This is a genomic window from Streptomyces apocyni (genome assembly GCF_009739465.1).
Taxonomy (GTDB): Bacteria; Actinomycetota; Actinomycetes; order Streptomycetales; family Streptomycetaceae; genus Streptomyces; species Streptomyces apocyni.
The window spans coordinates 179,886-204,884 of sequence record NZ_WHOM01000067.1 but is presented as its reverse complement, the minus strand read 5'-3'; the positions used below and the strand labels follow the sequence as shown (position 1 = coordinate 204,884).

General features: G+C 70.1%; 22 protein-coding genes. 6 read left to right on the top strand and 16 right to left on the bottom strand.

Going from position 1 to position 24,999, the window contains the following annotated elements:
- Nucleotides 1–158 precede the first annotated feature (158 nt).
- Nucleotides 159–2,021, bottom strand: a complete 1,863-nt coding sequence (locus GCN81_RS23080) for a serine/threonine-protein kinase (protein WP_156722999.1) — start codon at nucleotides 2,019–2,021, stop codon at nucleotides 159–161.
- Nucleotides 2,022–2,259: 238 nt separating this feature from the next.
- Nucleotides 2,260–3,966: a glycerol-3-phosphate dehydrogenase/oxidase gene (locus tag GCN81_RS23075; protein ID WP_156722998.1), complete on the bottom strand. Its 1,707-nt coding sequence runs from the start codon at nucleotides 3,964–3,966 to the stop codon at nucleotides 2,260–2,262.
- A 222-nt stretch (nucleotides 3,967–4,188) separates the two neighbouring features.
- Between GCN81_RS23075 and GCN81_RS23070 the strand changes: the two genes are divergently transcribed.
- Nucleotides 4,189–5,448: a nucleotide sugar dehydrogenase gene (locus tag GCN81_RS23070; protein ID WP_156722996.1), complete on the top strand. Its 1,260-nt coding sequence runs from the start codon at nucleotides 4,189–4,191 to the stop codon at nucleotides 5,446–5,448.
- Between the two features lie 67 nt (nucleotides 5,449–5,515).
- Here GCN81_RS23070 and GCN81_RS23065 read toward each other — a convergent pair whose 3' ends face one another.
- The 4 genes from GCN81_RS23065 to GCN81_RS23050 form a co-directional block, all read right to left on the bottom strand.
- Nucleotides 5,516–6,640, bottom strand: coding sequence for a GuaB3 family IMP dehydrogenase-related protein (locus GCN81_RS23065; RefSeq protein ID WP_156722994.1), 1,125 nt, complete (start codon nucleotides 6,638–6,640; stop codon nucleotides 5,516–5,518).
- Nucleotides 6,641–6,771: 131 nt separating this feature from the next.
- Nucleotides 6,772–8,283, bottom strand: a complete 1,512-nt coding sequence (gene guaB, locus GCN81_RS23060) for an IMP dehydrogenase (protein ID WP_156722993.1) — start codon at nucleotides 8,281–8,283, stop codon at nucleotides 6,772–6,774.
- Nucleotides 8,284–8,442: 159 nt separating this feature from the next.
- Nucleotides 8,443–9,018, bottom strand: a complete 576-nt coding sequence (locus GCN81_RS23055) for a sigma-70 family RNA polymerase sigma factor (RefSeq protein ID WP_156722991.1) — start codon at nucleotides 9,016–9,018, stop codon at nucleotides 8,443–8,445.
- A gap of 509 nt (nucleotides 9,019–9,527) precedes the next feature.
- Nucleotides 9,528–10,139, bottom strand: coding sequence for a response regulator transcription factor (locus tag GCN81_RS23050; RefSeq protein WP_003948568.1), 612 nt, complete (start codon nucleotides 10,137–10,139; stop codon nucleotides 9,528–9,530).
- Between the two features lie 377 nt (nucleotides 10,140–10,516).
- On the opposite strand from GCN81_RS23050, the gene GCN81_RS23045 reads away from it, so the two are divergent.
- Nucleotides 10,517–10,846: a WhiB family transcriptional regulator gene (locus GCN81_RS23045; protein WP_156722989.1), complete on the top strand. Its 330-nt coding sequence runs from the start codon at nucleotides 10,517–10,519 to the stop codon at nucleotides 10,844–10,846.
- A gap of 77 nt (nucleotides 10,847–10,923) precedes the next feature.
- Here GCN81_RS23045 and GCN81_RS23040 read toward each other — a convergent pair whose 3' ends face one another.
- The gene (locus tag GCN81_RS23040; protein WP_156722987.1) at nucleotides 10,924–11,820 is read right to left on the bottom strand and encodes a LysR family transcriptional regulator; all 897 of its coding nucleotides are present in this window, start codon (nucleotides 11,818–11,820) and stop codon (nucleotides 10,924–10,926) included.
- A gap of 158 nt (nucleotides 11,821–11,978) precedes the next feature.
- On the opposite strand from GCN81_RS23040, the gene GCN81_RS23035 reads away from it, so the two are divergent.
- On the top strand, nucleotides 11,979–13,529 hold the full coding sequence (locus tag GCN81_RS23035; RefSeq protein WP_156722986.1) for a multicopper oxidase family protein: 1,551 nt from the start codon (nucleotides 11,979–11,981) through the stop codon (nucleotides 13,527–13,529).
- 32 nt (nucleotides 13,530–13,561) lie between these two features.
- Complete coding sequence (locus GCN81_RS23030; protein ID WP_156722984.1) at nucleotides 13,562–14,335, top strand: SDR family NAD(P)-dependent oxidoreductase; 774 nt, start codon at nucleotides 13,562–13,564, stop codon at nucleotides 14,333–14,335.
- A gap of 116 nt (nucleotides 14,336–14,451) precedes the next feature.
- On the opposite strand, the gene groL is transcribed toward GCN81_RS23030, so the two are convergent.
- The 3 genes from groL to GCN81_RS23015 all read right to left on the bottom strand — a co-directional run bounded on the left by groL (nucleotide 14,452) and on the right by GCN81_RS23015 (nucleotide 17,719).
- On the bottom strand, nucleotides 14,452–16,077 hold the full coding sequence (groL, locus tag GCN81_RS23025; protein WP_156722982.1) for a chaperonin GroEL: 1,626 nt from the start codon (nucleotides 16,075–16,077) through the stop codon (nucleotides 14,452–14,454).
- A gap of 121 nt (nucleotides 16,078–16,198) precedes the next feature.
- Nucleotides 16,199–16,507, bottom strand: a complete 309-nt coding sequence (gene groES / locus GCN81_RS23020) for a co-chaperone GroES (protein WP_066995800.1) — start codon at nucleotides 16,505–16,507, stop codon at nucleotides 16,199–16,201.
- Between the two features lie 282 nt (nucleotides 16,508–16,789).
- Nucleotides 16,790–17,719: a polysaccharide deacetylase family protein gene (locus GCN81_RS23015; protein ID WP_156722981.1), complete on the bottom strand. Its 930-nt coding sequence runs from the start codon at nucleotides 17,717–17,719 to the stop codon at nucleotides 16,790–16,792.
- Nucleotides 17,720–17,809: 90 nt separating this feature from the next.
- Between GCN81_RS23015 and GCN81_RS23010 the strand changes: the two genes are divergently transcribed.
- Entirely contained in the window at nucleotides 17,810–19,120 is a 1,311-nt protein-coding gene (locus tag GCN81_RS23010; protein WP_407697948.1) for a class I SAM-dependent methyltransferase, read from the top strand.
- Here GCN81_RS23010 and GCN81_RS23005 read toward each other — a convergent pair.
- The 6 genes from GCN81_RS23005 to tsaB form a co-directional block, all read right to left on the bottom strand.
- Nucleotides 19,049–19,486 (bottom strand): hypothetical protein, encoded by a 438-nt coding sequence (locus GCN81_RS23005; RefSeq protein ID WP_231626447.1) that lies wholly within the window; start codon nucleotides 19,484–19,486, stop codon nucleotides 19,049–19,051. The genes GCN81_RS23010 and GCN81_RS23005 overlap by 72 nt on opposite strands.
- Before the next feature lie 175 nt (nucleotides 19,487–19,661).
- Entirely contained in the window at nucleotides 19,662–21,524 is a 1,863-nt protein-coding gene (locus tag GCN81_RS23000) for a glycoside hydrolase family 18 chitinase (protein ID WP_156722977.1), read from the bottom strand.
- A 167-nt stretch (nucleotides 21,525–21,691) separates the two neighbouring features.
- Nucleotides 21,692–21,961: a hypothetical protein gene (locus tag GCN81_RS22995; protein ID WP_156722976.1), complete on the bottom strand. Its 270-nt coding sequence runs from the start codon at nucleotides 21,959–21,961 to the stop codon at nucleotides 21,692–21,694.
- Entirely contained in the window at nucleotides 21,958–23,085 is a 1,128-nt protein-coding gene (gene tsaD / locus GCN81_RS22990) for a tRNA (adenosine(37)-N6)-threonylcarbamoyltransferase complex transferase subunit TsaD (RefSeq protein WP_156722974.1), read from the bottom strand. Before tsaD ends, GCN81_RS22995 begins: the two co-directional genes overlap by 4 nt.
- Nucleotides 23,078–23,623, bottom strand: a complete 546-nt coding sequence (locus tag GCN81_RS22985; RefSeq protein ID WP_156723409.1) for a GNAT family N-acetyltransferase — start codon at nucleotides 23,621–23,623, stop codon at nucleotides 23,078–23,080. The genes tsaD and GCN81_RS22985 overlap by 8 nt, the downstream gene beginning before the upstream one ends.
- A gap of 50 nt (nucleotides 23,624–23,673) precedes the next feature.
- Nucleotides 23,674–24,327: a tRNA (adenosine(37)-N6)-threonylcarbamoyltransferase complex dimerization subunit type 1 TsaB gene (tsaB, locus tag GCN81_RS22980; RefSeq protein ID WP_156722972.1), complete on the bottom strand. Its 654-nt coding sequence runs from the start codon at nucleotides 24,325–24,327 to the stop codon at nucleotides 23,674–23,676.
- 102 nt (nucleotides 24,328–24,429) lie between these two features.
- On the opposite strand from tsaB, the gene GCN81_RS22975 reads away from it, so the two are divergent.
- Nucleotides 24,430–24,990 carry a hypothetical protein gene (locus GCN81_RS22975; protein ID WP_156722971.1) on the top strand — a complete coding sequence of 187 codons (561 nt, stop codon included), beginning with the start codon at nucleotides 24,430–24,432 and terminating at the stop codon, nucleotides 24,988–24,990.
- The last annotated feature ends 9 nt before the right edge of the window (nucleotides 24,991–24,999 follow it).

The following is a 24,999-nucleotide window of genomic DNA, read 5'->3' as shown; positions in this document are numbered from 1 at the left end:
AGTCACGGCCCTGACATCCCAGGCCCAGCTCCCCGCACCGCCATCAATCCGTCAAGTCCGGTCGATTCCCGGCACATTGCGGCTGCGTACGGTCCGCGAGCTCTCACGATACGTGTCCTCGACCCGCCGTGGAGCCGGGTCTTGGCAAACCGCCCCGCTCAGTTCGCGGGCCGGAACGTGTCGAACGACGTCTTGCGCAGCGTGCCGCACTCATCGCCGTCCCACTCCGACACCTTGCAACTGATCATGATCGAGTAGCCGCGGCCGGCGTCGACCTTGAAGCCCCGGTTGAGGACCCGTACCCGCTCGCCGTTCTGCTCACGCTCGAACTGCCAATCGGCCACGGTCGGATAGCCGTTGTAGTCGTCGACCTTGTGGATGCCGAGCAGCTTGAAGTTGGTGCTGCTGCTGGCGACGGCGGGCACCAGCCCCCTCCAGGCGGCGACGGCGTCGTCACCCGGGCTGGAGGTGAAGTCGACCTGGACGCGCGGGAACCCGCCGGACTCGCTGTATATCCGGCCGGAGTTCTGTCCCGCTATGGCCGTCGGGCGGAAGCTCTCGGGCATCGCCATGGAGAAGCGGAACTCGGCGTCAGACACCTGCTTGTACCCGTCGGGCAGGCCATCGTCCCCGGCGTCCTTGCCGCCGTCATCGCCGTCGCCCTTCCCGGCGTCGTCCTGCCCCTTGTCCGTATCCTCGTCGCCCTCGCCCTGGTCGCCCTGGTTGTCCTTGCCGTCCTGGTCGCTCCTGTCCTTCTCGCTGCCCTGGCCGTCGCCCTTGTTGCCGTCCTTGCCCTGGCTCTGGCCGTCGTCGGTTCCGGCGGCGGCGCCGCTCGACACGGACTGGTCGCCGCCCTGGCCCTTGTTGTCCTGCTGGCCGCCGTCGTTCCCGGTGAGCGCGACGCCGAGTACGACCCCGATCAGGGCGAGCGCGGCGAAGGCCGCCACGAGCACCAGCGTCCGTCGCGGCACCTGTCTGACGCGGGCCAGCGCCCCCGACCCGGACGCCGCGCCGGTCCCCGGACGCCCAGGCTCCGAGCGGTTCGTCACCGCAGGACCGGCGCCCGCCGCCGCCATCGCACCCCCGCGCGCGGACTCCGACGGCAGCGGCACCGCCTTCGTCGCGTCCTGCGGCGCCTCGGCCGCCGACTCCTCGGGGGCCGGGTCCGGCGCGTCCAGCACTTCGTTCAGCAGCGCCCGCGCGCCCACCTCGTCGAGCCGCTGCGCCGGGTCCTTGACGAGGAGCCCGTAGATGACCTTCTCCAGCCGGGGGCCCGCGTTCTTCGGCGGGTCCAGCGGCTCGGTCATCACGGCGGTGAGCGTGGCGATCGCCGAGCCCTTGTCGTACGGCGGGCAGCCCTCGACCGAGGCGTACAACAGACCGCCCAGTGACCACAGGTCGGCGGCGGGCCCCGGCTTGTGGCCGCGCGCCCGCTCCGGCGAGATGTACGAGGGCGCGCCGACCAGCATGCCGGTCGAGGTGATAGACGGATCGCCCTCGACCTGCGCGATGCCGAAGTCGGTGAGGACGACCCGCCCGTCTTCGGCGATCAGTACGTTCGACGGCTTCACATCGCGGTGCAGGATCCCCTCGCGGTGCGCGGCGCGCAGGACGTCCAGGATGGCGAGGCCGACTTCGGCCGCGCGCTTCGGCGTCAGCAGGCCGTCCTCACGTACGGCTTCGGCGAGCGACTTGCCCTCGACGAGCTCCATCACGATCCACGGCCGGTCGTCCTCGTCCACGACGTCGAAGACGGTGATCGCGGCGTTGTTGCGGATCCGGGCGATCGCCTTGGCCTCGCGCAGCGTTCGGGTGATGAGCCGCCGCTTCTCCTCCTCGTCGATGCTTGAGGGGAAGCGCAGTTCCTTGACCGCGACCGTGCGGCCCAGCGTCTCATCGACCGCCCGCCAGACGGTCCCCATGCCACCGCGCCCGAGCACATCTCCCAGCCGGTACCGCCCGGCCAGCAGGCGCGCGCCCGTGCCCTGACCGGCCTCCTTCGGCTGCTCCGCCTCCGACATGCGTCCCCTCTGCGTCGCCGTGCCCCACGTTGCCTGTCAGGTCGCCGCAGACAACCAGCCCTGGCAGAGCCCCCATTGTCCCCCATGCCAGGGCCCGCCCCGGCCGGGGGTGGCCCTCTCGGCCCAACGCCACGGCTGATTCCCGCCACACCGCTCTGACCTGCGCACGCGCCCCCCGAACCAGAGCCACGGCGGGCTACGGCGGGCTAGACGTCCCGCCGCGCCCCCGGAGCCCCTCCTACCGCGGCACGATGTCCGGCGCCCCCAACCTCGCCGCGTCGGCGGTCAGATCGTCCGGCTGCCGCTGCGACTCCCGCTCGGCTTCCACCCGCTTCTCGTAGTGCTCCACCTCGCGCTCGATCTGGTCCTTGTCCCAGCCCAGGACCTTCGCCATCAGTTCGGCACACTCCCGCGCACTGCGCGTGCCCCGGTCGAAGGTCTCAATGGAGATACGCGTACGGCGGGTCAGCACATCGTCCAGATGCCGGGCCCCTTCGTGCGAGGCGGCGTAGACGACCTCGGCCCGCAGGTAGTCCTCCGCGCCCGTCAGCGGCGCTCCCAGCGAGCTGTCCGCCGCGATCAGCTCCAGCAGTTCCTCGGTGAGCGAGCCGTAGCGGTTCAACAGGTGTTCCACCCGCACCACATGGAGCCCCGTCTCCGCGGCGATCCGCGCTCGCGCGTTCCACAGCGCCTTGTACCCCTCGGCGCCTACCAGCGCGATGTCCTCCGTGACGCAGTCGGCGACCCGTTGGTCCAGGCCGTGGACCGCCTCGTCCACGGCATCCTTGGCCATCACCCGGTACGTCGTGTACTTGCCGCCCGCGATGACCACCAGGCCCGGCACCGGATGCGCGACCGTGTGCTCCCGCGACAGCTTGCTGGTGGCGTCCGACTCCCCGGCCAGCAACGGCCGTAGCCCCGCGTAGACCCCCTGGACGTCGTCGCGCGTGAGGGGCACCGCGAGCACCGAGTTCACATGCTCCAGGAGGTAGTCGATGTCCGCGCTGGACGCCGCCGGGTGTGCCTTGTCCAGGTCCCAGTCGGTGTCCGTGGTGCCCACGATCCAGTGCCGCCCCCACGGGATCACGAACAGCACGCTCTTCTCGGTGCGCAGGATCAGCCCGGTGGTCGAGTTGATCCGGTCCTTGGGCACCACCAGGTGGATGCCCTTGGAGGCCCGTACGTGGAACTGGCCGCGCTCTCCGACCATCGCCTGGGTGTCGTCCGTCCACACCCCGGTGGCGTTGACGATCTGCCGGGCCCTGATCTCGTACTCGCCGCCGCCCTCGAGGTCCTGCACCCGGGCGCCTACTACGCGCTCGCCCTCGCGCAGAAACCCGGTGACCCGCGCGCGGTTGGCGGCCTTGGCGCCGTACGCCGACGCCGTACGCACCAGCGTGGTGACATAGCGGGCATCGTCCATCTGGGCGTCGTAGTACTGCATCGCGCCGATCAGCGCGTCCTTCTTCAAGCACGGGGCAACCCGCAGAGCATGACGTCGAGTGAGGTGCCGGTGCAGGGGCAGCCCGCGCCCGTGCGCCTTCGACATCGACATGGCGTCATAGAGCGCCACGCCCGAGCCCGCGTACACCCGCTCCCAGCCCTTGCCCTTGAGCGGGTACAGGAACGGCACCGGCTTCACCAGATGCGGAGCGATCCGCTCCAACAGCAGCCCACGCTCCTTGAGGGCCTCCCGTACGAGCGCGAAGTCGAGCATCTCCAGATAGCGCAGCCCGCCGTGGATGAGCTTGCTGGACCGGCTCGACGTGCCCGACGCCCAGTCGCGCGCCTCGACGATGCCGGTGGAGAGCCCACGGGTCACGGCGTCGAGCGCGGTGCCCGCGCCGACCACGCCCGCACCCACGACCAGCACGTCGAGTTCTCGCTCGGCCATCGCCGCAAGTGCCTCGGCCCGCTCGGCCGGTCCCAGAGTCGTTGTCCTCACCGCTGCCTCCCGTCGCCCCCGTGTGGTCGGGCTCACACGCTCGATTCTGTAGCCAACCGCCGACTTCAGCCACCGCCTGTGGACAACACTCCGCAGAATGACACTCCCCAATGCGGCATATCGGTCATATTTACTCCTAACCTGACATTGCGCTCGCTCGTTCTGTCCACAGGGCTTGCGCGCTCCTCCCGCTCCGGCTATTGGGAAGGACGGCCCACCGCCATGCCCGCAGATCTCGCCGTCGTCGGAATCGGCCACCTCGGCCTGCCCCTCGCCCAGGCCGCCGTCTCGGCCGGTATCGAGACCCTCGCCTACGACACCCGGCACACCCCCGCACTCGTCGCGGGCCGCCTGCCCGCGGACGAAGGCCCGCTCACCGCCGCCGACCTGCGCCGGATGCTCGCGGGCGGCTTCCGGCCCACCACCAACGCGGCCGAACTGGGCCGGGTGCGCACCGCCGTCATCTGCGCCCCCACCCCGCTCGGCGCCGACCGCGCTCTCGACCTCACCCAAGTGGCCGACGCGGCCCGCGCGCTGGCCGCCCGGATGCGCCCGCACACCACGGTCATCCTGGAGTCACCCGCGTACCCGGGGACCACCGACGATTTCCTGCGCCCCCTGCTCGAAGAGGGCTCAGGACTGCGCGCGGGCCGCGACTTCCACCTCGCCTACTCCCCCGGCCGCCTGGACCCGGGCAGCCGCACCCACGGCTACACCAACACCCCCAAGGTGATCGGCGGCCTCACCCCGGCCTGCACCGAGTCGGCCGCCGCCTTCTACGGACGGCTCACCGACAAGGTCGTACGCGCGCGTGGCACGCGAGAGGCCGAGACCGTCCACCTCCTGGAGACCAACTACCGGCACGTCAACATCGCCCTGGTCAACGAGATGGCCGTGCTCTGCCACGACCTCGGCGTCGACCTCTGGGACGTCATCCGCTGCGCCGAGACCAAGCCCTTCGGCTTTCAGGCCTTCCGTCCAGGACCCGGCGTCGGCGGCCACGCCGTCCCCCTGGACCCCAACAACCTCCCGCACACCACGCGCACCCCGGGCCACCCGCTGCGGATGGTCGGGCTGGCGCAGGAGATCAACCAGCGGATGCCGCAGTACGTCATCCAGCGCGCCGCGACCCTCCTCAACGAGCACGGCAAGTCGGCCCGTGGCGCCCGCGTCCTGCTCCTCGGCACCACCTACAAACCCGACCTCGCCGACCAGCAGGGCGCCCCGGCCCAGGAGATCGCCACCCGGCTGATGGAGATGGGCGCCACGATCAGCTACCACGACCCGTACATCCCGCACTGGCGTGTGCTCGGCTGCCCTGTCCCGCGCGCCGACTCCCTCTACGAGGCCGCGGCCGAGGCCGATCTGACGATCCTGCTGCAGTCCCACCGCACGTACGACCTCCAGGGACTCGCGGTCAAGGCTCAGCTCCTCCTGGACACCCGTGGCGCGAGCCCGGTGGGCGCGGCGCACCGGCTCTGACGGCCGACCAGGAACGCGCGAAGGCCCGCACCATCGGTGCGGGCCTTCGCGTACTCGTACGGTGGTGTCAGCGGTGGTGCTGGGAGTCCGCCACCGTGACCTCGACCCGCTGGAACTCCTTGAGGTCGCTGTAGCCGGTGGTCGCCATCGAGCGGCGCAGCGCGCCGAAGAGGTTCATCGAGCCGTCCGGGCGGTGCGAGGGGCCGGTGAGGATCTCCTCGGTCGTGCCGACCGTGCCCAGGCCGACCTTCTTGCCGCGCGGCACGTCCTCGTGCACGGCCTCCATGCCCCAGTGGTGGCCCGGAGCGGGCGCGTCCGTGGCGCGGGCCAGCGGGGAGCCCATCATCACGGCGTCCGCGCCGCAGGCGATGGCCTTGGGCAGGTCGCCGGACCAGCCCACGCCACCGTCCGCGATGACGTGGACGTAGCGACCGCCGGACTCGTCCATGTAGTCACGGCGGGCGGCCGCGACATCGGAGACCGCGCTCGCCATCGGCACCTGGATGCCCAGCACGTTACGGGTGGTGTGCGCGGCCCCGCCGCCGAAGCCGACCAGCACACCGGCGGCACCGGTGCGCATCAGGTGCAGCGCGGCCGTGTAGGTGGCGCAGCCACCGACGATGACCGGGACGTCCAGCTCGTAGATGAACTGCTTGAGGTTCAGCGGTTCGGCGGCACCGGACACATGCTCGGCCGACACGGTCGTGCCGCGGATCACGAAGATGTCCACACCGGCGTCGACCACGGCCTTGGAGAACTGCGCGGTGCGCTGCGGCGACAGGGCGGCGGCGGTCACCACGCCCGAGTCGCGCACCTCCTTGATGCGCTGCCCGATCAGCTCTTCCTTGATCGGGGCGGCGTAGATCTCCTGGAGGCGCCGGGTGGCGGTCTCCGGGTCAAGCGCGGCGATCTCGTCGAGCAGCGGCTGCGGGTCCTCGTACCGGGTCCACAGGCCCTCGAGGTTCAGTACGCCCAGGCCCCCCAGCTCACCGATCCGGATGGCGGTCTGCGGCGAGACGACCGAGTCCATGGGAGCGGCCAGGAACGGCAGCTCAAAGCGGTAGGCGTCGATCTGCCAGGCGATCGAGACCTCCTTCGGGTCCCGGGTGCGGCGGCTCGGCACGATGGCGATGTCGTCGAACGCGTACGCCCTGCGGCCGCGCTTGCCGCGCCCGATCTCGATCTCAGTCACGTTGGGTGGCCTTTCCAGTCTCCGGTCTGCGCGTACCAGTATCCCCGACGCGGTCCCCGGCACACGCGGCCGAGCCCGCGGGCGGCGTCGCCCGCGGGCTCGTAAGCGCCGGTCTTCGGGTCAAACGAGGGTCAGCGGCGCGAGTAGTTCGGCGCCTCGACCGTCATGGCGATGTCGTGCGGGTGGCTCTCCTTGAGACCGGCCGCCGAGATCCGTACGAACCGGCCCTTGGCCTTCAGCTCCGGGATGTCCGCCGAGCCGACGTACCCCATGGAGGCCCGCAGACCGCCGATCAGCTGGTGCGAGACCGAGGCGAGCGGTCCGCGGTAGGGCACCTGGCCCTCGATGCCCTCGGGGACCAGCTTGTCCTCGGACAGGACGTTGTCCTGGAAGTAACGGTCCTTCGAGTACGAGCGGGCCTGGCCACGCGACTGCATCGCGCCCAGCGAGCCCATGCCCCGGTAGGACTTGAACTGCTTGCCGTTGATGAAGACCATCTCGCCCGGCGACTCCTCGCAGCCCGCGAGCAGCGAGCCGAGCATCACCGCGTCGGCACCGGCGGCGATCGCCTTGGCGATGTCGCCGCTGTACTGCAGTCCGCCGTCGCCGATGAGCGGCACGCCCGCGGGGCCGCAGGCCTTCGCCGCCTCGTAGATGGCGGTGACCTGGGGGACGCCGATACCGGCGACGACCCGGGTGGTGCAGATGGAGCCGGGTCCCACGCCGACCTTGACGCCGTCCACACCGGCGTCGATCAGGGCCTGGGCGCCGTCGCGCGTGGCGACGTTACCGCCCACGATGTCGACGTTGATGTGGGTCTTCAGCTTGGCGATCATGTCGAGGATGCCGCGGCTGTGGCCGTGCGCGCTGTCCACGACCAGGAAGTCGACCCCGGCCTCGACCAGGGCCTGCGCCCGGTCGTACGCCTCGTCGCCGACGCCGACCGCGGCACCGACGACCAGGCGGCCCTCGGCGTCCTTGGCGGCGTTCGGGTACTTCTCGGCCTTGACGAAGTCCTTGACCGTGATGAGGCCCTTGAGGATGCCCGCGTCGTCGACCAGCGGCAGCTTCTCGATCTTGTGGCGGCGCAGCAGCTCCATGGCGTCATCACCGGAGATGCCGACCTTGCCAGTGACCAGCGGCATCGGCGTCATGACCTCGCGGACCTGACGCGAGCGGTCCAGCTCGAAGGCCATGTCGCGGTTGGTGACGATGCCGAGCAGCTTGCCCGCGGGGTCGGTGACCGGGACACCGCTGATACGGAACTTGGCGCACAGGGCGTCGGCGTCGTGCAGCGTGGCGTCCGGCGAGACCGTGATCGGGTCGGTCACCATGCCGGACTCGGAGCGCTTCACCAGGTCGACCTGGTTGGCCTGGTCCTCGATGGAGAGATTGCGGTGCAGCACACCGGCGCCGCCCTGGCGCGCCATGGCGATGGCCATCCGCGCCTCGGTGACCTTGTCCATCGCGGCGGACAGCAGGGGGAGGTTCACCGTCACGTTCCGGGAGATCCGGGTCGTGGTGTCGACCTTGTTCGGCAGCACTTCGGAGGCGCCCGGCAGCAGCAGGACGTCGTCGTAGGTCAGCCCGAGCATCGCGAATTTCTCCGGCGCTCCGGCTCCGTCGTCGACGAGATCAGTCATGACACCTTCCCCAATGCTCTTGCCAGCCGCGGACCACCATGCTAACGGGCCTCAGCGGTACTTCATTCCACGATCGCCCCACCGCAGATCACGATCGTTGTACTTTTCTACGAAGCTTCTATGAAGCTCGCGCTGTGCGGTTCCGTGAAGTCCACGGGGTCACTGCTCGGCGAGGGCGCGAAGCCTGCTCAGCGCCCGGTGCTGGGCGACCCGGACCGCGCCCGGGGACATCCCCAGCATCTGCCCGGTCTCCTCCGCTGTGAGCCCGACGGCGATCCGCAACAGCAGCAGCTCGCGCTGTGTCTGGGGCAGATTGGCGAGGAGCTTCTTGGCCCACTCGGCGTCGCTGCTGAGCAGCGCCCGCTCTTCGGGGCCGAGCGAGTCGTCCGGCCGCTCGGGCATCTCGTCGGACGGCACGGCGGTGGAGCCGGGGTGACGCATCGCGGCTCGCTGGAGGTCGGCGACCTTGTGCCCGGCGATGGCGAAGACGAATGCCTCGAAGGGGCGGCCGGTGTCCTTGTAGCGCGGCAGCGCGAGCAGGACGGCGACACAGACTTCCTGCGCCAGGTCCTCCACGAAGTGCCGTGCGTCACCCGGAAGGCGGGACAGCCTGGTGCGGCAGTAGCGCAGCGCCAGCGGGTGTACGTGAGCCAACAGGTCATGGGTGGCCTGCTGGTCGCCTTCGACGGCGCGGTGGACGAGGGCACCAATCGCCGTCGTCTCTTCGTCACGCATCGGTCCATGGTGCCCTGGCTCCGACCGATCCGTGACACCGCGCCTGTAGTTGTGCACTGAAGCGTTATGAGCAGGTGCGCCGGAACTCATCTCCTGCGCCCTCCCCTCCCGCTCGATCGACTCGTCCCCGAGGAACTCCACACTCCAAGGATGCGGCATCGCGCGGGAAACGGCGTAAGCCACCACCACGAAGGGCACTTCCGGACAGCCCCCGCCCCGCCCGCGCACACGCGAACAGGGCTAGGGTCTGCCCGGCGGATCACGCCGGGGTCGCGGGGCGTGGCACGCACGCCCCCACCCTCGAACTCGCTTCGCTCAGCTCGGGCGGGAGGGACCCCCTCGGCGTTGTCGTCAGTCACCGACGCTCCGCGTCGCCTCAATCCTCCGCCTTGCAGCTGCACGCACCACGCCCCGCTCACCAGCACAGACAGCGCACCGAGCGTCCAGCCCGACCTGATCCGCCGGACAGACCCTAGAACCGGGACCGGAACTCTCGCGGCGGCGCGGTCTCAGCGGACCAGGCCCCAGCGGAAACCGAGCGCCACGGCGTGCGCGCGGTCCGAGGCGCCCAGCTTCTTGAAGAGCCGCCTGGCGTGGGTCTTCACGGTGTCCTCGGAGAGGAACAGCTCGCGGCCGATCTCGGCGTTCGACCGGCCGTGGCTCATGCCTTCGAGCACCTGGATCTCGCGCGCGGTGAGGGTCGGCGCCGCGCCCATCTCGGCCGAGCGCAGTCTGCGCGGGGCGAGCCGCCAGGTCGGGTCGGCGAGCGCCTGGGTGACGGTCGCGCGCAGTTCGGCGCGCGAGGCGTCCTTGTGCAGATAACCGCGGGCACCGGCGGCGACCGCGAGCGCGACGCCGTCGAGATCCTCGGCGACCGTGAGCATGATGATCCGGGCCCCGGGGTCAGCGGAGAGTAGTCGGCGTACGGTCTCGACACCCCCGAGCCCCGGCATCCGTACGTCCATCAGAATCAGGTCCGAACGGTCGGCACCCCAGCGGCGGAGGACTTCCTCGCCGTTGGCCGCCGTCGTGACACGCTCGACGCCGGGCACGGTCGCGACCGCACGGCGGAGCGCCTCTCGGGCAAGCGGGGAGTCGTCGCAGACGAGGACGGATGTCATGGCCGCCCTCCGCAGCTGATGCGCGTCACCTTGAGCCTCCAGGCTGGGTACGAATCGTCACCTGTGCGATTGACGCCCTCAGACATCTGCCCGAGTGCTTGTGTTCTCAACCGCCTCGCACTCTCAACGACGGTCACTCGAAAGAGTTACGGGTCCGCTGACCCCCTTCGACACTCTACGTGAGGGCCCAGACACGGGACGGGCGTCGCAGGTCACCGAAGGTTCACCGGACTCGATGCCCCATTTAGCGGATTTTCTTCCCTTTCGTAGGTGTCTCTAGCTAGATTCACCATGGATCATATTTTCATCTACTAGGACAGTAGATGTACGGTCATGAGGCACTGAACCCGCCCACCACGGTTGCAAGGGGACACGCAATGGCAGATTTCTCCCGCCTTCCCGGACCAAACGCAGACCTGTGGGACTGGCAGCTCCTGGCCGCCTGCCGCGGGGTCGACAGCTCGCTCTTCTTTCACCCGGAGGGCGAGCGGGGCGCGGCGCGCAGCGCCCGCGAGACCTCGGCCAAAGAGGTCTGTATGAGATGCCCGGTTCGCGCGGAGTGCGCCGCTCACGCGCTGGCGGTACGCGAACCGTACGGAGTCTGGGGTGGACTCACCGAAGACGAACGCGAAGAACTCATGGGACGCGCCCGGCACCGTCTGGTCACGGCGTCCACCGCTTCGGCGGCGAGTGCGCCGGGGCACTGACCTCTCCCGAAGCGACGGCACACGGAGGAACGTTTCTGTAGCCGACGAGCCCTTCAGCCCTGTAGCCGACGGGCCCTTCAGCGGGCCGCCGCGCCCGCCAGCCGGTCGAGTGTGGCCACCACAGCGGGCACCTGGGCCAGGTCGGGGAGTGTGAGCGCGACGATCTCGCGCCGCACCGCGGGCTCCACCGTCACCGCGCGGGCGCCCTTGGGCCGTACCGACTCCAGGGCCAGCTCCGGCAGTACCGCCACCCCGAGACCGGCGCCGACCAGGCCGATCACCGCGGGGTAGTCGTCGGTGGCGAAGTCGATACGCGGGACAAAGCCCGCACCCTCGCAGACCTCCACCAACTGCTTGCGGCAGCGCGGGCAGCCCGCGATCCACGGCTCGTCGGCGAAGTCCCCCATGGCGACCGTCGCCGCGTCGGCGAGCCGGTGCCCCTCGGGGACCAGCCCGACCAGCCGGTCGGCGAGGAGCGGCCGTACGACCAGATCGCTCCAGTCGTCCGCGGCGCTCGCCCCCTCGTACCGGAAGGCGAGAGCCACATCGCAGTCCCCCTCACGCAGCATCTCGACCGAGCGCGGGGGCTCGGCCTCCACCAGGGAGACCCGCGTGCCCGGGTGCGCGGCGCGCAGCGCGGCGAGCGCCGTGGGAACCAGGGTCGAGCTGCCGCTGGGGAAGGAGACCAGGCGCACCCGGCCCGCGCGCAGCCCGGCGATCGCGGCGACCTCTTCCTCGGCCGCGGTCAGTCCGGCGAGGATGCCCGCGGCGTGCCGGACGAGCGCTTCACCGGCCTGCGTCAGGCGCATCTCGCGGCCCGTACGGATCAGCAGCGGCGTGCCGGTCGAGTGCTCAAGGGCCTTCATCTGCTGGCTCACCGCGGGCTGGGTGCAGCCCAGTTCGCGGGCGGCGGCGGAAAAGGAGCCGGTAGCGGCCACGGCGCGCAGCACACGGAGATGGCGGGCCTCGATCATGCGTCGAGCATAAGCGAGGCTTGGGGAGCAGCGCGAATACGGCACTGAACCTTTGCCATCTCGGGGGTCGCGCTCAGGGTCTGCTCAGGGTCGCGCCGGGGTCGGTTCAGGGCGCTTCCCGATACTGCGCCGCGTCCTGACGCGGAATCGTGAAGGGCATGAAGGAGACGGGGAGCGGAAGAGGCGAGAGGCGCGGCAAGCCGGGCAGGCTCAAGCGGGTGCTGATCACGCTCGGCGTGGTCGTCGGCGTGCTGATCGCCGCGCTCGGCGGTGGCGTCGCCTGGCTGTGGACGAGCGCCGACGTCAGCACGGTGGGCAAGGTCTCCTTCCGCAACGAGCTGGCCATACCCCCGCTCGCCGACTCCACGGTGGAGCAGGACGGTACGCGGGTCTTCGACCTGCGGATGCAGGCGGGCGAGACCGAGTTCAAGGACGGTCAGCAGACCCCGACCTGGGGATTCAACGGCAGCTATCTCGGGCCGACGCTGCGCGCCGAGCGCGGCGAGAAGGTCAAGGTACGGATAGCCAACGGCCTGGACGAGGCGTCCACCGTGCACTGGCACGGGATGCACCTGCCCGCGAAGATGGACGGCGGCCCGCACCAGATGGTGCGACCGGGCGGCACCTGGACCCCCGACTGGAAGGTCGACCAGCCCGCCGCGACGCTCTGGTACCACCCGCACCCGCACGGTGCCACGGAGAAGCACGTTCAGCGTGGGCTGGCCGGGATGTTCCTCCTGGACGACGAGAAGTCCGCGCGGCTGCCACTGCCCGGGACGTACGGCGTCGACGACATACCCGTCATCGTGCAGGACACGAAGTTCGACGGCGCCAAGTTCGACCACGGTCGCGGAATGATGCGGAGCCTCGGCTTCCTCGGCGACCAGACGCTGGTCAACGGCACGCTCGCCCCGTACCAGGAAGTCGGCGACGAGCTGGTGCGGCTGCGGTTGCTCAACGCCTCGACCGCGCGCACCTACGCCTTCGGGTTCTCCGACAGCAGGCAGTTCGCGCTGATCGGCACCGACGGCGGGCTGCTGGAGGCGCCGGTGCGGATGGGCGGCCATCTGCGGCTGTCACCCGGTGAGCGGGCCGAGGTCGTGGTGCGGATGGAGCCGGGCGAGAAGACCGTGCTGCGGAGCTTCCCTCAGCGGCTCGGCGACGCCTTCAACACGCGCTTCGGTGGTGGTGACGACTCCTTCGACATTCTTCAACTGCGGGCGGGTGACACCCTGCGCCCTTCCCCCGAACTCCCCGACATGCTGGGTGAGCTGGAGATCCCCGAAGGCAAGGACCCCGCGCGCGGGCGGCACTTCGACCTGAAGCTGTCCGGGATCAACGGCCGGAAAATGGACATGGGCCGGATCGACGAGGTCGTTACCCGGGGCACCGAGGAGGTCTGGACGGTACGCAACGGCAACGGCATGGCGCACAACTTCCATGTGCACGACGTGCAGTTCCGGGTACTGGAGATGGACGGCCAGGCGCCGCCGCCCGAACTGCGCGGCGCCAAGGACACGGTCTTCATACCGGACGGCTCGACGGTGAAGCTGGCGATGCGGTTCGACGGGCCACCTGACCCGGATGTCCCGTACATGTACCACTGCCATCTTCTGTACCACGAAGATCTGGGCATGATGGGTCAGTTCGTGGTGGTCGAGAAGGGACAGCAGGCGGGGACGCCGCCGCCGGGGCGTCACCAGCACTGAGCGTGCCACCGGACAGGCTCTAGCCTTGGGCCATGACTACGGCTCTGATTACCGGATCGACCGCAGGCATCGGCGCCGCTTTCGCGCGGCGTCTCGCCGCGGATGGTCACAACCTGGTGCTGGTCGCCCGCGACACCAAACGGCTCCAGGAGCAGGCGACCGAACTGCACGACCGGCACGGCATCGAGGCCGAGGTGCTGACCGCCGACCTGTCGACCGACGACGGCATCGCGGCGGTCGAGGCCCGGCTTGGTGACCGCAGGGACCCGGTCGACCTGCTCGTCAACAACGCGGGCTTCGGCAACAAGGGCCGTTATCTCGAGGTCTCGATGGCCGACGAGCTCACGATGCTGAAGGTGCACTGCGAGGCGGTGCTCCGGCTGACCTCGGCGGCCGCCGAGTCGATGCGGGAGCGTGGGCGCGGCGGTGTCGTCAACGTCGCCTCGGTCGCTGCGTTCGTACCGCGCGGGACCTATGGCGCGTCGAAGGCGTGGGTCGTGCAGTTCACGCAGGGCGCGGCGAAGGACCTGGCGGGTTCGGGGGTGCGGCTGATGGCGCTGTGTCCCGGGTTCGTGCGGACGGAGTTCCACCAGCGGGCCGGGATGGGCACGGACAACATCCCGGGCTGGCTGTGGCTGGACGCGGACAAACTGGTGAGCGCCGCGCTGGCGGACCTGGCGCGCGGTAAGTCGGTGTCGATCCCCGACCCGCGGTACAAGGCGATGATGGGCGTGGTGAAGGTGACCCCGCGCGCTCTGCTCGGTGGGCTGAGTTCCCGTACCGGCCGCAAGTACGGACCGAAGTAGCGCAGCGCGAAGGCCCGGCACCCCGCGACGGGGTGCCGGGCCTTCGTCAGCTCGGCTCAGCGGCTCGGCTCAGCGGCTCGGCTCAGTCAGAGCACGCTGGGTCGGTGCGCGCTGGGTCAGTGCGCGTGGCCGTGACCGTGGCCACCGGCGGCCTCGTCCTCGTCCGCGGGCTTCTCGACGACCAGGGTCTCGGTCGTGAGCAGCAGCGAGGCGATCGACGCGGCGTTCTCCAGGGCGGAGCGGGTGACCTTGACCGGGTCGATGACACCGGCCTTCACCAGGTCGCCGTACTCACCGGTGGCGGCGTTGAAGCCGTTGCCCTTGTCGAGCTCGGCGACCTTGGCGGTGATGACGTAGCCCTCAAGGCCGGCGTTCTCGGCGATCCAGCGCAGCGGCTCGACGGCGGCGCGGCGGACGACGGCGACACCGGTGGCCTCGTCACCCTCCTTGCCGAGGTTGCCCTCGAGCACCTTGACGGCGTGCACCAGAGCGGAGCCACCACCGGAGACGATGCCCTCCTCGACCGCGGCGCGGGTCGCGGAGATGGCGTCCTCCAGACGGTGCTTCTTCTCCTTGAGCTCCACCTCGGTGGCGGCACCGACGCGGATCACGCACACGCCACCGGCCAGCTTCGCGAGGCGCTCCTGGAGCTTCTCGCGGTCCCAGTCGGAGTCCGTGGTCTCGATCTCGGCCTTGATCTGGCCGATGCGGCCCTGGACGTCCTCGGCGTTGCCGCCGCCGTCCACGATCGTGGTGTCGTCCTTGGTGATGGTGACGCGGCGGGCGGTGCCCAGCACGTCAAGACCGGCCTGGTCCAGCTTGAGGCCGACCTCTTCGGCGATGACCGTGGCGCCGGTGAGGGCGGCCATGTCGCCGAGCATCGCCTTGCGGCGGTCGCCGAAGCCGGGGGCCTTGACGGCCACGGCGTTGAACGTGCCGCGGATCTTGTTGACGACGAGGGTGGAGAGCGCCTCGCCCTCGACGTCCTCGGCGATGATCAGCAGCGGCTTGGAGCCACCGGCCTGGATGACCTTCTCCAGCAGGGGCAGCAGGTCCTGGATCGAGGAGATCTTGCCCTGGTGGATCAGGATGTACGGGTCGTCGAGGACGGCCTCCATACGCTCCTGGTCGGTCACCATGTACGGCGACAGGTAGCCCTTGTCGAAGGCCATGCCCTCGGTGAAGTCGAGCTCCACACCGAAGGTGTTGGACTCCTCGACGGTGATGACACCGTCCTTGCCGACCTTGTCCATCGCCTCGGCGATGAGCTCGCCGATCTGCTTGTCCTGCGCGGACAGCGCGGCGACGGCGGCGATGTCGGCCTTGGAGTCGATCGGGCGGGCGGTCGCGATCAGCTCGTCGGAGACGGCCTTGACCGCGGCGTCGATGCCCTTCTTCAGGGCGGCCGGGGACGCGCCGGCGGCGACGTTCCGCAGACCCTCGCGGACCAGGGCCTGGGCGAGCACGGTGGCGGTGGTGGTGCCGTCACCAGCGATGTCGTTGGTCTTGGTCGCCACCTCCTTCACCAGCTGGGCGCCGAGGTTCTCGTACGGGTCCTCGACCTCGACCTCGCGGGCGATGGTCACGCCGTCGTTGGTGATGGTGGGGGCGCCGAACTTCTTGTCGATGACGACGTTGCGGCCCTTGGGGCCGATCGTCACCTTCACTGTGTCGGCCAGCTTGTTGACGCCGCGCTCAAGGGCGCGACGGGCGTCCTCGTCGAACTTCAGGATCTTCGCCATGGAGCTGTCTCAAGTCCTCTCAAAAAAGAAACCGCGCCCCTGTCCACCCGGCGATTTTTGAATTCACGGGGGCCAGGGGCGCGGTACACAACTTTCGGGAGTTCATCGACTCCCAGGTGACTTACTTCTCGATGATCGCGAGTACGTCGCGAGCCGAGAGGACGAGGTACTCGTCGCCGTTGTACTTCACCTCGGTGCCGCCGTACTTGCTGTAGAGCACAACGTCGCCGACCTTGACGTCGAGCGGCAGCCGCTCGCCGTTCTCGAAGCGACCCGGGCCCACGGCCAGGACTGCGCCCTCCTGGGGCTTCTCCTTCGCGGTGTCCGGAATAACCAGGCCAGAGGCCGTGGTCTGCTCGGCGTCGAGCGGCTGGACCACAATGCGGTCCTCAAGCGGCTTGATGGCAACCTTGGAGCTGGTGGTCGTCACGGTCCGGTCTCCCCCTTCGGAGATCTCACGGGGTTAACTGTTTTGGGGTGGCGACCAGGTGGATCCGTCGTCGCGGGTGCCGGACCTGCCCGTCGCTGTTGGCACTCTCCGGTGGGGAGTGCCAGACCTGAGACTATGACCGCGATTAGCACTCGGTCAAGCGGAGTGCCAATGACTCCACTCGACCGGGTCGCGAGGACTCTCCCGGCGCCCCTCCCAGCGCTCCTGTCGGCGGCCCTTCCAGTGGCCCCCAGTGGCCCTCCCAGCACCCGTCTCGGTGGCTCAGAGGTAGTCCTCCAGCCTGCCCACCGCGTACCCCTTGTCCGTCACCGTCTTCATCATCTGGCGGATCATGTCCGGCATGCTGCCCTTCCAGTCCCCCTTGCCCCGGAAGTGGGTGAGGATGATGTCGCCGGGATGCAGATCACGGTCCCACTCGCGCCAGTCCATCCGGTCCGCGAAGGCCTCGGCATTCCACAGCGGCACGGCCTTGATGCCGCAGGCCTTGGCCGCCCGCAGGGTGTCGCCGTTGTAGTTGCCGTACGGCGGACGGAAGAGCTCGGGCCGCTTGCCGTAGCGCTTCTCGATGACGTCCTGCATCCCGCAGATCTCGCGCTTCTGCTGCGCGTACGAGAGCCCGGGCAGATAGCGGTGGTTGAGGGTGTGGTTGTTCAGGACGACGCCGTGGTCCTGCATCTTCTTGAAATAGCCGTAGTCCTCCTTCACCAGGTAGTCACTGAGGAAGGCGGTGTACGGGATGTCCAGCTCGCTCATCATCCTGAGCAGCTCGGGGTCCTTCTCGGCACCATCGTCGATCGTCAGGAAGACGACCTTGTCTTTGGTCGGGATGGTGGTGAAGACGGGCGGCAGGTTCTCGTGCCCGGCGACCTCGAACCCTCGGCGGGTACTGACCTTCGGCTTCTTGGCCGGTGGCTTGGGTGGCGTCAGCGGCATTTTGTCCAGGCCCCAGCGCTTGACCGCGGCCACCTTCGCGGCCCGCTGCTGGGCGGCGCGCTTCTTGGCCTGTTCCTTGGCCTGTTCCGCCTGCTGCTGGCCGTGGGCGGGCTCGACCGGGGGCTTCGCCGACTCGCTGGTGGAGCAGCCGGACGCGACGGCGGCCGCGGCGAGGAGGGCAAGGCCCGCTCGGACCCGGGTGCCCCGCCGTCCACTTCCGGCGATCTTTTCCTTTTGTCGTACTAGTCCTGTCCGCATGGCGTCGGATCCTGTCAGCGCACCGGGCCCCGGGCGGCCAGGCGCCACCACCGGGCGCGCACGATCCACCGACTGGCCGACAATGGCCGGGTGAACGACCTCGACCGCGACCCCGAGCTGGCCGCCTTCGCCGCCCTGCGCACCGACGAGGGCCAGGCCCTGCTCGCCGAACTGCGCGACCACGACCCCGCCCAGGAGCTGGCGCTCGCCACCCGGCTGCGCCGCGACCACCCGGCCGAGCTGGTCTCCGCCGCGCTGGGCCAGGCACGGCTACGGCAGCGGGCGGCCGCCAAGTTCGGCGTCGACGACGCGCGGCGGATGTACTTCACCCCGAACGGTGTCGAGCAGGCGACCCGGACCACCGTCGCGACGTACCGCGCGGAGCGCTTCCACGCCCTGGGCGTACGGAGTGTGGCGGACCTGTGCTGCGGCATCGGCGGCGACGCGATCGCGCTGGCCCGCGCCGGGATCTCCGTACTGGCCGTGGACCGCTCCCCGCTGACCTGCGAGGTGGCCCGCGCCAACGCGGCGGCGCTCGGCCTGGACGCGCTGATCGAGGTGCGCTGCGCGGAGGTCGCCGACGTGGACACGGCGGGGTACGACGCGGTGTTCGTGGACCCGGCGCGCCGGGGCGGACGCGGCCGCGTCTTCGACCCCGAGGCGTACTCCCCGCCCCTGTCCTGGGCCTTGGAGGCCGCTCGCAAGGCCCCGTACGCCGCGCTGAAGATCGCCCCCGGCATCCCGCACGAGGCGGTCCCCGAGGACGTCGAGGCCGAGTGGATCTCGGACGGCGGTGATGTGAAGGAGGCGGTGCTCTGGTTCGGGGACGAGTCCACGGGCGAATCCACGGGCGAATCCACGGGCGAATCCACAGGCGAGTCCGGAAGCGGCACCGCCCCGCAGCCTGCCCCCCAGCCCACCCCACCGCCAGCCCCGCAGCCCGCCTCGATGCGCGCCACCCTCCTGCCCACCGGCGCGACGCTCCACGCGCCCCTGGCCGCGATGCTGCCCGACCCCGAGCCCCGCCCCGTAGGCCGCTACCTCTACGAGCCCGACGGCGCCGTCATCCGCGCACACCTGGTCGCCGAGGTCGCCCGGCAGGTCGACGGGGGACTCATCGACCCGATGATCGCGTACGTCACGAGCGACACGCTGCACCCGACCCCGTACGCCACCGCCTACGAGATCACCGATCAGCTGCCGTTCAACATGAAGAAGCTCAAGGCCCTGCTGCGCGAGCGCGAGGTCGGCGTCCTGACGGTGAAGAAGCGCGGCTCAGCCGTCGAACCGGAGGAACTCCGCCGCAAGATGAAGCTCCAGGGCAAGCGGTCAGCGACGGTCTTCCTGACCAGGGTCGCCGACGCCCCCACCATGCTCGTCGGCGCCCCCGCCGTCGCCTAGCTCCGCCCGGTCGGTCAGCTGCTCCGCGAACACCTGCGAGAGCGGCTGCGGACCTATGTACTGCTGGCAGTTGCACTGCCCCGCCTCGAAGCGCACCGGCTTCTTGTCCTCGTCCCAGGCCGTCGCCACCTCGACCCGCTCATGGCAGCGCCCCCGCTTGTCGTGCTTGGCGAGGTGATGTGTGCAGCCGCAGATCGGCTCCGGGGGCTGGTGCGCCGCCTCGACGGCGAGCCGCTCCTGCTTCGCCGCCTCCATGAGCTCCAGCTTGCGCTCATGCCGGTTGCGCAGTGCGGTACGGACGTTGTCGGCCGCCCAGGCGAAGCCTCCCGTCCAGAAGATGATGAGCACCGCCCAGAACCAGCTCATCAGCCGCCCCTTCCCCTCTGCGCGGCACGCCCGCCTTCTCAGGATAAACGGCACTCCCGTACGAACCCCGCCCCGAGATTCGACCCGTTGCCGTCCGTCTCTGTGTAACGGCGCGAGCCGGGGAGACGTTCCCGTCTCCCCGGCTCACTCAGCCTCACTCAACCCGCGCGACCGCCTACTTCAGGCCATTGCCGATCGCGCTCACCAGCTCACCGTTCGCGGTGTCACCGCTGAACTCCCAGAAGAAGGCGCCGCCGAGTCCCTGGTTCTTGGCCCAGGTCATCTTTCCGGCGATCGTCGACGGGGTGTCGTAGCTCCACCAGTCGCTGCCGCAGTGCGCGTACGCCGTGCCGGCGATGGTGCCGTTGGCCGGGCACTTGCCCTTGAGGACCTTGTAGTCCTCGATGCCCGACTCATAGGTACCCGTGGCCGGTCCGGTGGCCGAGCCACCCGGCTCCGACTGCGTGACGCCCGTCCAGCCGCGCCCGTAGAAGCCGATGCCGAGCAGCAGCTTCTCGGCCGGTACACCCTTGGCCTTGAGCTTGGCGATGGCGTCCGCGGAGTTGAAGCCGTCCTGCGGGATACCGGGGTACGAGGTCAGCGGCGAGTGCGGAGCGGTCGGGCCGTTCTTCGCCCAGGCGCCGAAGAAATCGTAGGTCATGACGTTGTACCAGTCGCTGTACTGCGCGGCGCCCGCGTAGTCCGCCGAGTCGATCTTGCCGCCGTCGGAGGCGTCGGCGGTGATCGCGGCCGTGACCAGGTTGCCGCTGCCGAACTCGGCCCGCATCGCCTTCATCATGTCCTTGAAGACCGCGGGACCGCTGTCGTCACAGGACAGACCACAGGCGTTCGGGTACTCCCAGTCCAGGTCGATGCCGTCGAAGACGTCGGCCCAGCGCGGGTCCTCGACCAGGTCGTAGCAGGACTTGGCGAAGGCGGCCGGGTTCTTCATCGCGTCACCGAAGCCACCGGACCAGGTCCAGCCGCCGAACGACCACAGCACCTTGATGTCCGGGTACTTGGCCTTGAGCTGCCGCAGCTGGTTGAAGTTGCCGCGCAGCGGCTGGTCCCAGGTGTCGGCCTTGCCGCTGACCGACTGGTCGGCGGTGTACGCCTTGTCGATGGCGGCGTACGAGTCGCCCATGGTGCACTTGCCACCCTGGACGTTGCCGAAGCTGTAGTTGATGTGCGTGATCTTCTCGGCCGAGCCCGAGGTCACCAGGTTCTTGACGTGGTAGTTGCGCCCGTAGACGCCCCACTCGGTGAAGTACCCGAGGTTGATCTTGTCGCCGGGGCCAGGACCGGGGCCGGGGTCGCCACCCGTCGTCCGCACCGTGACGGACCCGCTGACCGGACCCGTCTGGCCGGCGGTGTCGCGGGCCTGGACGCTGTACGAGTAGTCGGTCCCCTCGGTCAGCCCGGTGTCCGTGTACGAGGTGCCGGTGACCGTGGCGACCACGGAGCCGCCCCGCAGGACGTCGTAGTTCTTGACGCCCTTGTCGTCGGTGGCCGCGGACCACGAGAGCTTCGCGGAGGTGTCGGTGATGCCGGACGCGGTCGGAGTGCCGGGCGCCGACGGCGGGTTGTCGCCCGGAACCTCCCCGCCACCGTCGCAGGAAGCGCCGTTGAGCTCGCAGTTGTCCGGCGCGCCGTCCCCGCTGCCGTTGAACCCGAACGAGACCGACGCCCCCGGCGTCAGCGTGCCGTTCCAGCCCTTGTTCTTGGCGGTCCAGTGGTTACCGGAGTTGGTGACGGTGGCGTCCCAGGCCGAGGTCACCTTCGTACCGGAGGGGAAGTCCCACTCGACGGTCCAGGAGTTGAGCGTCGTGGTGCCGGTGTTCTTGATCGTCCACTTGCCCTCGAACCCGGTACCCCAGTCCTGCGTCTTGCTGTAGGTGGCCGTCACCTCCTCGGCGGCCTGCGCGGGCGAGGCCAGGCCGACGAGGGCGGCGAGCGGGAGAGTCAGGGTGGCGACAGCCGCGGTAGCTCTGTGCCGGAAGCGTTTTCTGCGTGGCGGGGTGCCGGGGCTCGTACTCAAGGCGTGCTCCTCGGGTGGGGGACGACAGGGGCGGTGGAACGCTGCGCCGTCCGTGAGCACGCCTAGTTGAACGTTTCGTTGAAAACGCACTCACCGCAGTGCGGTGAGAATAGAAAGGTCCAGACCACCGGTCAATAGGTCTGGACCAAAGAAGTTACTGACGAGGTCTACTCCCCCGGCGTCGTGACGCCGTGGGACGCGAAGCGCCAGCGGTGGACCGGACGGCTGATCAGGTCCGGACCTGGCTCGGGGAGTTCGGGGAGGGGGGCGTCGTACGGGGCGTCCCACCAGGTGATGACGAGGACCCGGTCGCCGGGGGCCGTGAGGATTTCCCGGCGCTGCGGACTGCCCTCCAGGTGCTGGCTGTTGACCCAGGCGAGCAACTCCGCGCCGTGGCCGTCGAGGGCCCGCGCCTCCCACATCAACGCGACGGTCATGAGTACAGGTTGTCCTTGCTCGTCTCGTGGACGTGATCGTGGGAGTGGGAGTGGGCCTGAGCGTGCGTGTGGGTGTGGGTGTCGCCCGGCACATGCGGATCCGTCACCGGCAGCGACGAGTCCGCCGACAGGTCCCAGTCCGAGGGCGCCCGGTTCCGCGCGACCATCTCCGCGCCCAGGGCCGCGACCATCGCACCGTTGTCCGTGCACAGGCCAGGCCGCGGCACCCGGAGCGTGATTCCGGCCCGCTCACAGCGCTCCTGAGCCAGCGCGCGCAGACGGGAGTTGGCCGCGACGCCGCCGCCGATCATCAGATGGTCGACACCCTCGTCCTTGCAGGCACGGACGGCCTTACGGGTCAGGACGTCGACGACCGCCTCCTGGAAGGACGCCGACACATCACGTACGGGCACGTCCTCGCCCGCGTTCCGCTTCGCCTCGATCCAGCGGGCCACGGCCGTCTTCAGACCGGAGAAAGAGAAGTCGTACGCCGGGTCACGCGGGCCGGTGAGACCGCGCGGGAAGGCGATCGCGTTCGGGTCCCCTTCGCGCGCGTACCGGTCGATGACCGGGCCGCCGGGGAAGCCGAGGTGCAGCACGCGGGCGATCTTGTCGAAGGCCTCGCCCGCCGCGTCGTCGATGGTCGCGCCCATCGGGCGGACGTCTGAGGTGATGTCGGACGACAGCAGGAGCGACGAGTGACCGCCGGACACCAGCAGCGCCATCGTCGGCTCCGGAAGCGCCCCGTGCTCCAGCTGGTCCACACAGATATGCGAGGCCAGGTGGTTGACGCCGTACAGGGGCTTGCCGAGCGCGTACGCGTACGCCTTGGCCGCCGATACGCCGACCAGCAGGGCACCGGCCAGCCCAGGGCCCGCCGTAACCGAGATGCCGTCCAGGTCGCGGGCCGAGACGCCCGCCTGCTTCAGGGCGCGCTCGATGGTCGGGACCATCGCCTCCAGGTGGGCGCGCGAGGCGACCTCGGGCACCACACCGCCGAAGCGCGCGTGCTCGTCGACGCTGGAGGCGATCGCGTCCGCGAGCAGGGTGGTGCCGCGGACGATGCCGACTCCGGTCTCGTCGCAGGACGTCTCGATGCCGAGTACCAGGGGTTCGTCAGCCATCAGCCTTCATCTCTTCGTGCGGTTCCAGGGTCAGGCGCATGACCAGTGCGTCCACATTGCCCGGCTGGTAGTAGCCGCGCCGGAAGCCGATCGGCTCGAAGCCGAAGCGCTCGTAGAGCTTCTGCGCGCGGGTGTTGTCGACGCGCACCTCGAGCAGCACCTCGCCGCACTCGAAGGCGGTGGCGTGCTTGAGCAGGTCGGTGAGGAGCTCGGCGCCGAGTCCGGTGCCCCAGTGGTCGCGGGCGACCGCGATGGTCTGTACGTCGGCGAGCCCGCCCGCGGCGGCCAGGCCCGCGTACCCCACGAGCCGCTCGCCACCGCCCTCCTGAGCACCTTCCCCGGCGCCTTCCCCGGCGCCCTCCTGAGCGCCTTCCTCGCCGTCGGCCGCACCCGGCACCACGGCGACGACATAGTGCCGGGTCGCCCCCAGCCCGCGCGCATGGGCGAGCTCGGACCAGAACATGCCCTTGGACCAGGCGTCGTTGGGGAACAGCTCGCGCTCGAGACGCAGCACGGCGGCCAGGTCCCACCAGCGCATCTCACGCAGTACGGGCTGCGCGGAGGTGGCGTTCGCAGAGGTGGCGGCGGTCACTTGGGGGTGACCACCTTGTAGTTCTTGGGGACCTGCGCGTCCGGGCGGCGCAGATACAGCGGCCGCGGCTCGGGCAGCTCCTCGCCCGCCGCCAGCCGCGCGGCGGCCAGCGAGGCGAGCGCGGCGGCCGATACGTGCTCGGGTTCGCGCGCGTCCGGGAAGGCCTCCGGGTACAGCAGCGCGCCCGCGCCCACCACCGGCAGCCCCGCGAGCTCGGCCGCGATGTCGGCGGGCCGGTCCACGGCGGGTTCGGTGGTTCTCGTACGGGCCGAGGCGTAGCGCGCCCAGTAGACCTCCTTGCGTCTCGCGTCCGTCGCGACCGCGAAGGGGCCGTCCAGCCCGGAGGCGTACGCCAGCCCGTCCAGGGTGCACAGTCCGTACACGGGGACGCCGAGCGCGGAGCCGAAGGCCGTGGCCGTCATCAGGCCGACGCGCAGTCCGGTGTACGGTCCCGGGCCGGTCCCGACGACCAGCGCGGTGACCGCGTCCAGGTTGAGACCCGCGTCGGCGAGCACCCGGTCGACGGCCGGGAGCAGCAGCTCCCCATGGCGGCGGGCGTCCACCTGACTCGACGCGGCGAGGGCCGACGAGCCGTCGTGCAGGGCGACGGTGACGGCGGGAGTGGCGGTATCCAGAGCGAGCAAGAGCACGCGAACAGCCTACGGCTTGGCGGACGGGGGCACGGCGCCCCGAACAGGCGGGCGGTGGCTGCTACCGTCACCACTCACGTACGTATGAGAGGTGGATGCACGGTGGCACGCAGCAGCTCGGGATTCGTGGCCGGGCTCACCGCCGCAGCCGTCGCGGTGGTCGGCTTCCTCGCCTACCAGGCATCGGCGAACGTCCCCGACACCCTGGGCAAACCCGTGGTGAAGGACTCCGCGAGCGCCTCGAAGGCCCCCGCGGGCGCCAAGGACGAGAAGGCGGACCCGAAGGCGCTCCCGGCCGACTCCGGCACGGGCGAGCGCGTGGTGTACGCGCTGGGCACCGACCGGGTCTGGCTGGTCGGCGCGGACGGCGAGGTGACGCGCACCTACCGGGTCACGCCGAGCACGGTCGACCCGCCGCTCGGCGAGCACACGGTCACCTCGCGGTCCGGTTCGATCACGGGGTCCGACGGCGTACCGATCGAGAACGTGGTGCGCTTCGCGAGCGTCGACGGGGTGACGGTCGGCTTCAGCGCCGCGGTGGACGGCTCCACGCCACCGCCCGATCCGGAACAGCAGACGGGCGGCGTCCGGCAGGCCCGGGCGGACGGCAGGGCGATGTGGAAGTTCGCCACGATCAACAAGACGGTGGTCGTGGTCCCGTAGTCAGGCGCC

Excerpts from the sequence above, each read along its gene's own strand:
- GCN81_RS23080 (WP_156722999.1), bottom strand. The coding sequence starts at position 2,021 with ATGTCGGAGGCGGAGCAGCCGAAGGAGGCCGGTCAGGGCACGGGCGCG.
- GCN81_RS23070 (WP_156722996.1), top strand. The coding sequence starts at position 4,189 with ATGCCCGCAGATCTCGCCGTCGTCGGAATCGGCCACCTCGGCCTGCCC.
- guaB (WP_156722993.1), bottom strand. The coding sequence starts at position 8,283 with ATGACTGATCTCGTCGACGACGGAGCCGGAGCGCCGGAGAAATTCGCG.
- GCN81_RS23055 (WP_156722991.1), bottom strand. The coding sequence starts at position 9,018 with ATGCGTGACGAAGAGACGACGGCGATTGGTGCCCTCGTCCACCGCGCC.
- GCN81_RS23050 (WP_003948568.1), bottom strand. The coding sequence starts at position 10,139 with ATGACATCCGTCCTCGTCTGCGACGACTCCCCGCTTGCCCGAGAGGCG.
- GCN81_RS23045 (WP_156722989.1), top strand. The coding sequence starts at position 10,517 with ATGGCAGATTTCTCCCGCCTTCCCGGACCAAACGCAGACCTGTGGGAC.
- GCN81_RS23040 (WP_156722987.1), bottom strand. The coding sequence starts at position 11,820 with ATGATCGAGGCCCGCCATCTCCGTGTGCTGCGCGCCGTGGCCGCTACC.
- GCN81_RS23035 (WP_156722986.1), top strand. The coding sequence starts at position 11,979 with ATGAAGGAGACGGGGAGCGGAAGAGGCGAGAGGCGCGGCAAGCCGGGC.
- GCN81_RS23030 (WP_156722984.1), top strand. The coding sequence starts at position 13,562 with ATGACTACGGCTCTGATTACCGGATCGACCGCAGGCATCGGCGCCGCT.
- groL (WP_156722982.1), bottom strand. The coding sequence starts at position 16,077 with ATGGCGAAGATCCTGAAGTTCGACGAGGACGCCCGTCGCGCCCTTGAG.
- GCN81_RS23015 (WP_156722981.1), bottom strand. The coding sequence starts at position 17,719 with ATGCGGACAGGACTAGTACGACAAAAGGAAAAGATCGCCGGAAGTGGA.
- GCN81_RS23005 (WP_231626447.1), bottom strand. The coding sequence starts at position 19,486 with ATGAGCTGGTTCTGGGCGGTGCTCATCATCTTCTGGACGGGAGGCTTC.
- GCN81_RS22995 (WP_156722976.1), bottom strand. The coding sequence starts at position 21,961 with ATGACCGTCGCGTTGATGTGGGAGGCGCGGGCCCTCGACGGCCACGGC.
- tsaD (WP_156722974.1), bottom strand. The coding sequence starts at position 23,085 with ATGGCTGACGAACCCCTGGTACTCGGCATCGAGACGTCCTGCGACGAG.
- GCN81_RS22985 (WP_156723409.1), bottom strand. The coding sequence starts at position 23,623 with ATGCGCTGGTGGGACCTGGCCGCCGTGCTGCGTCTCGAGCGCGAGCTG.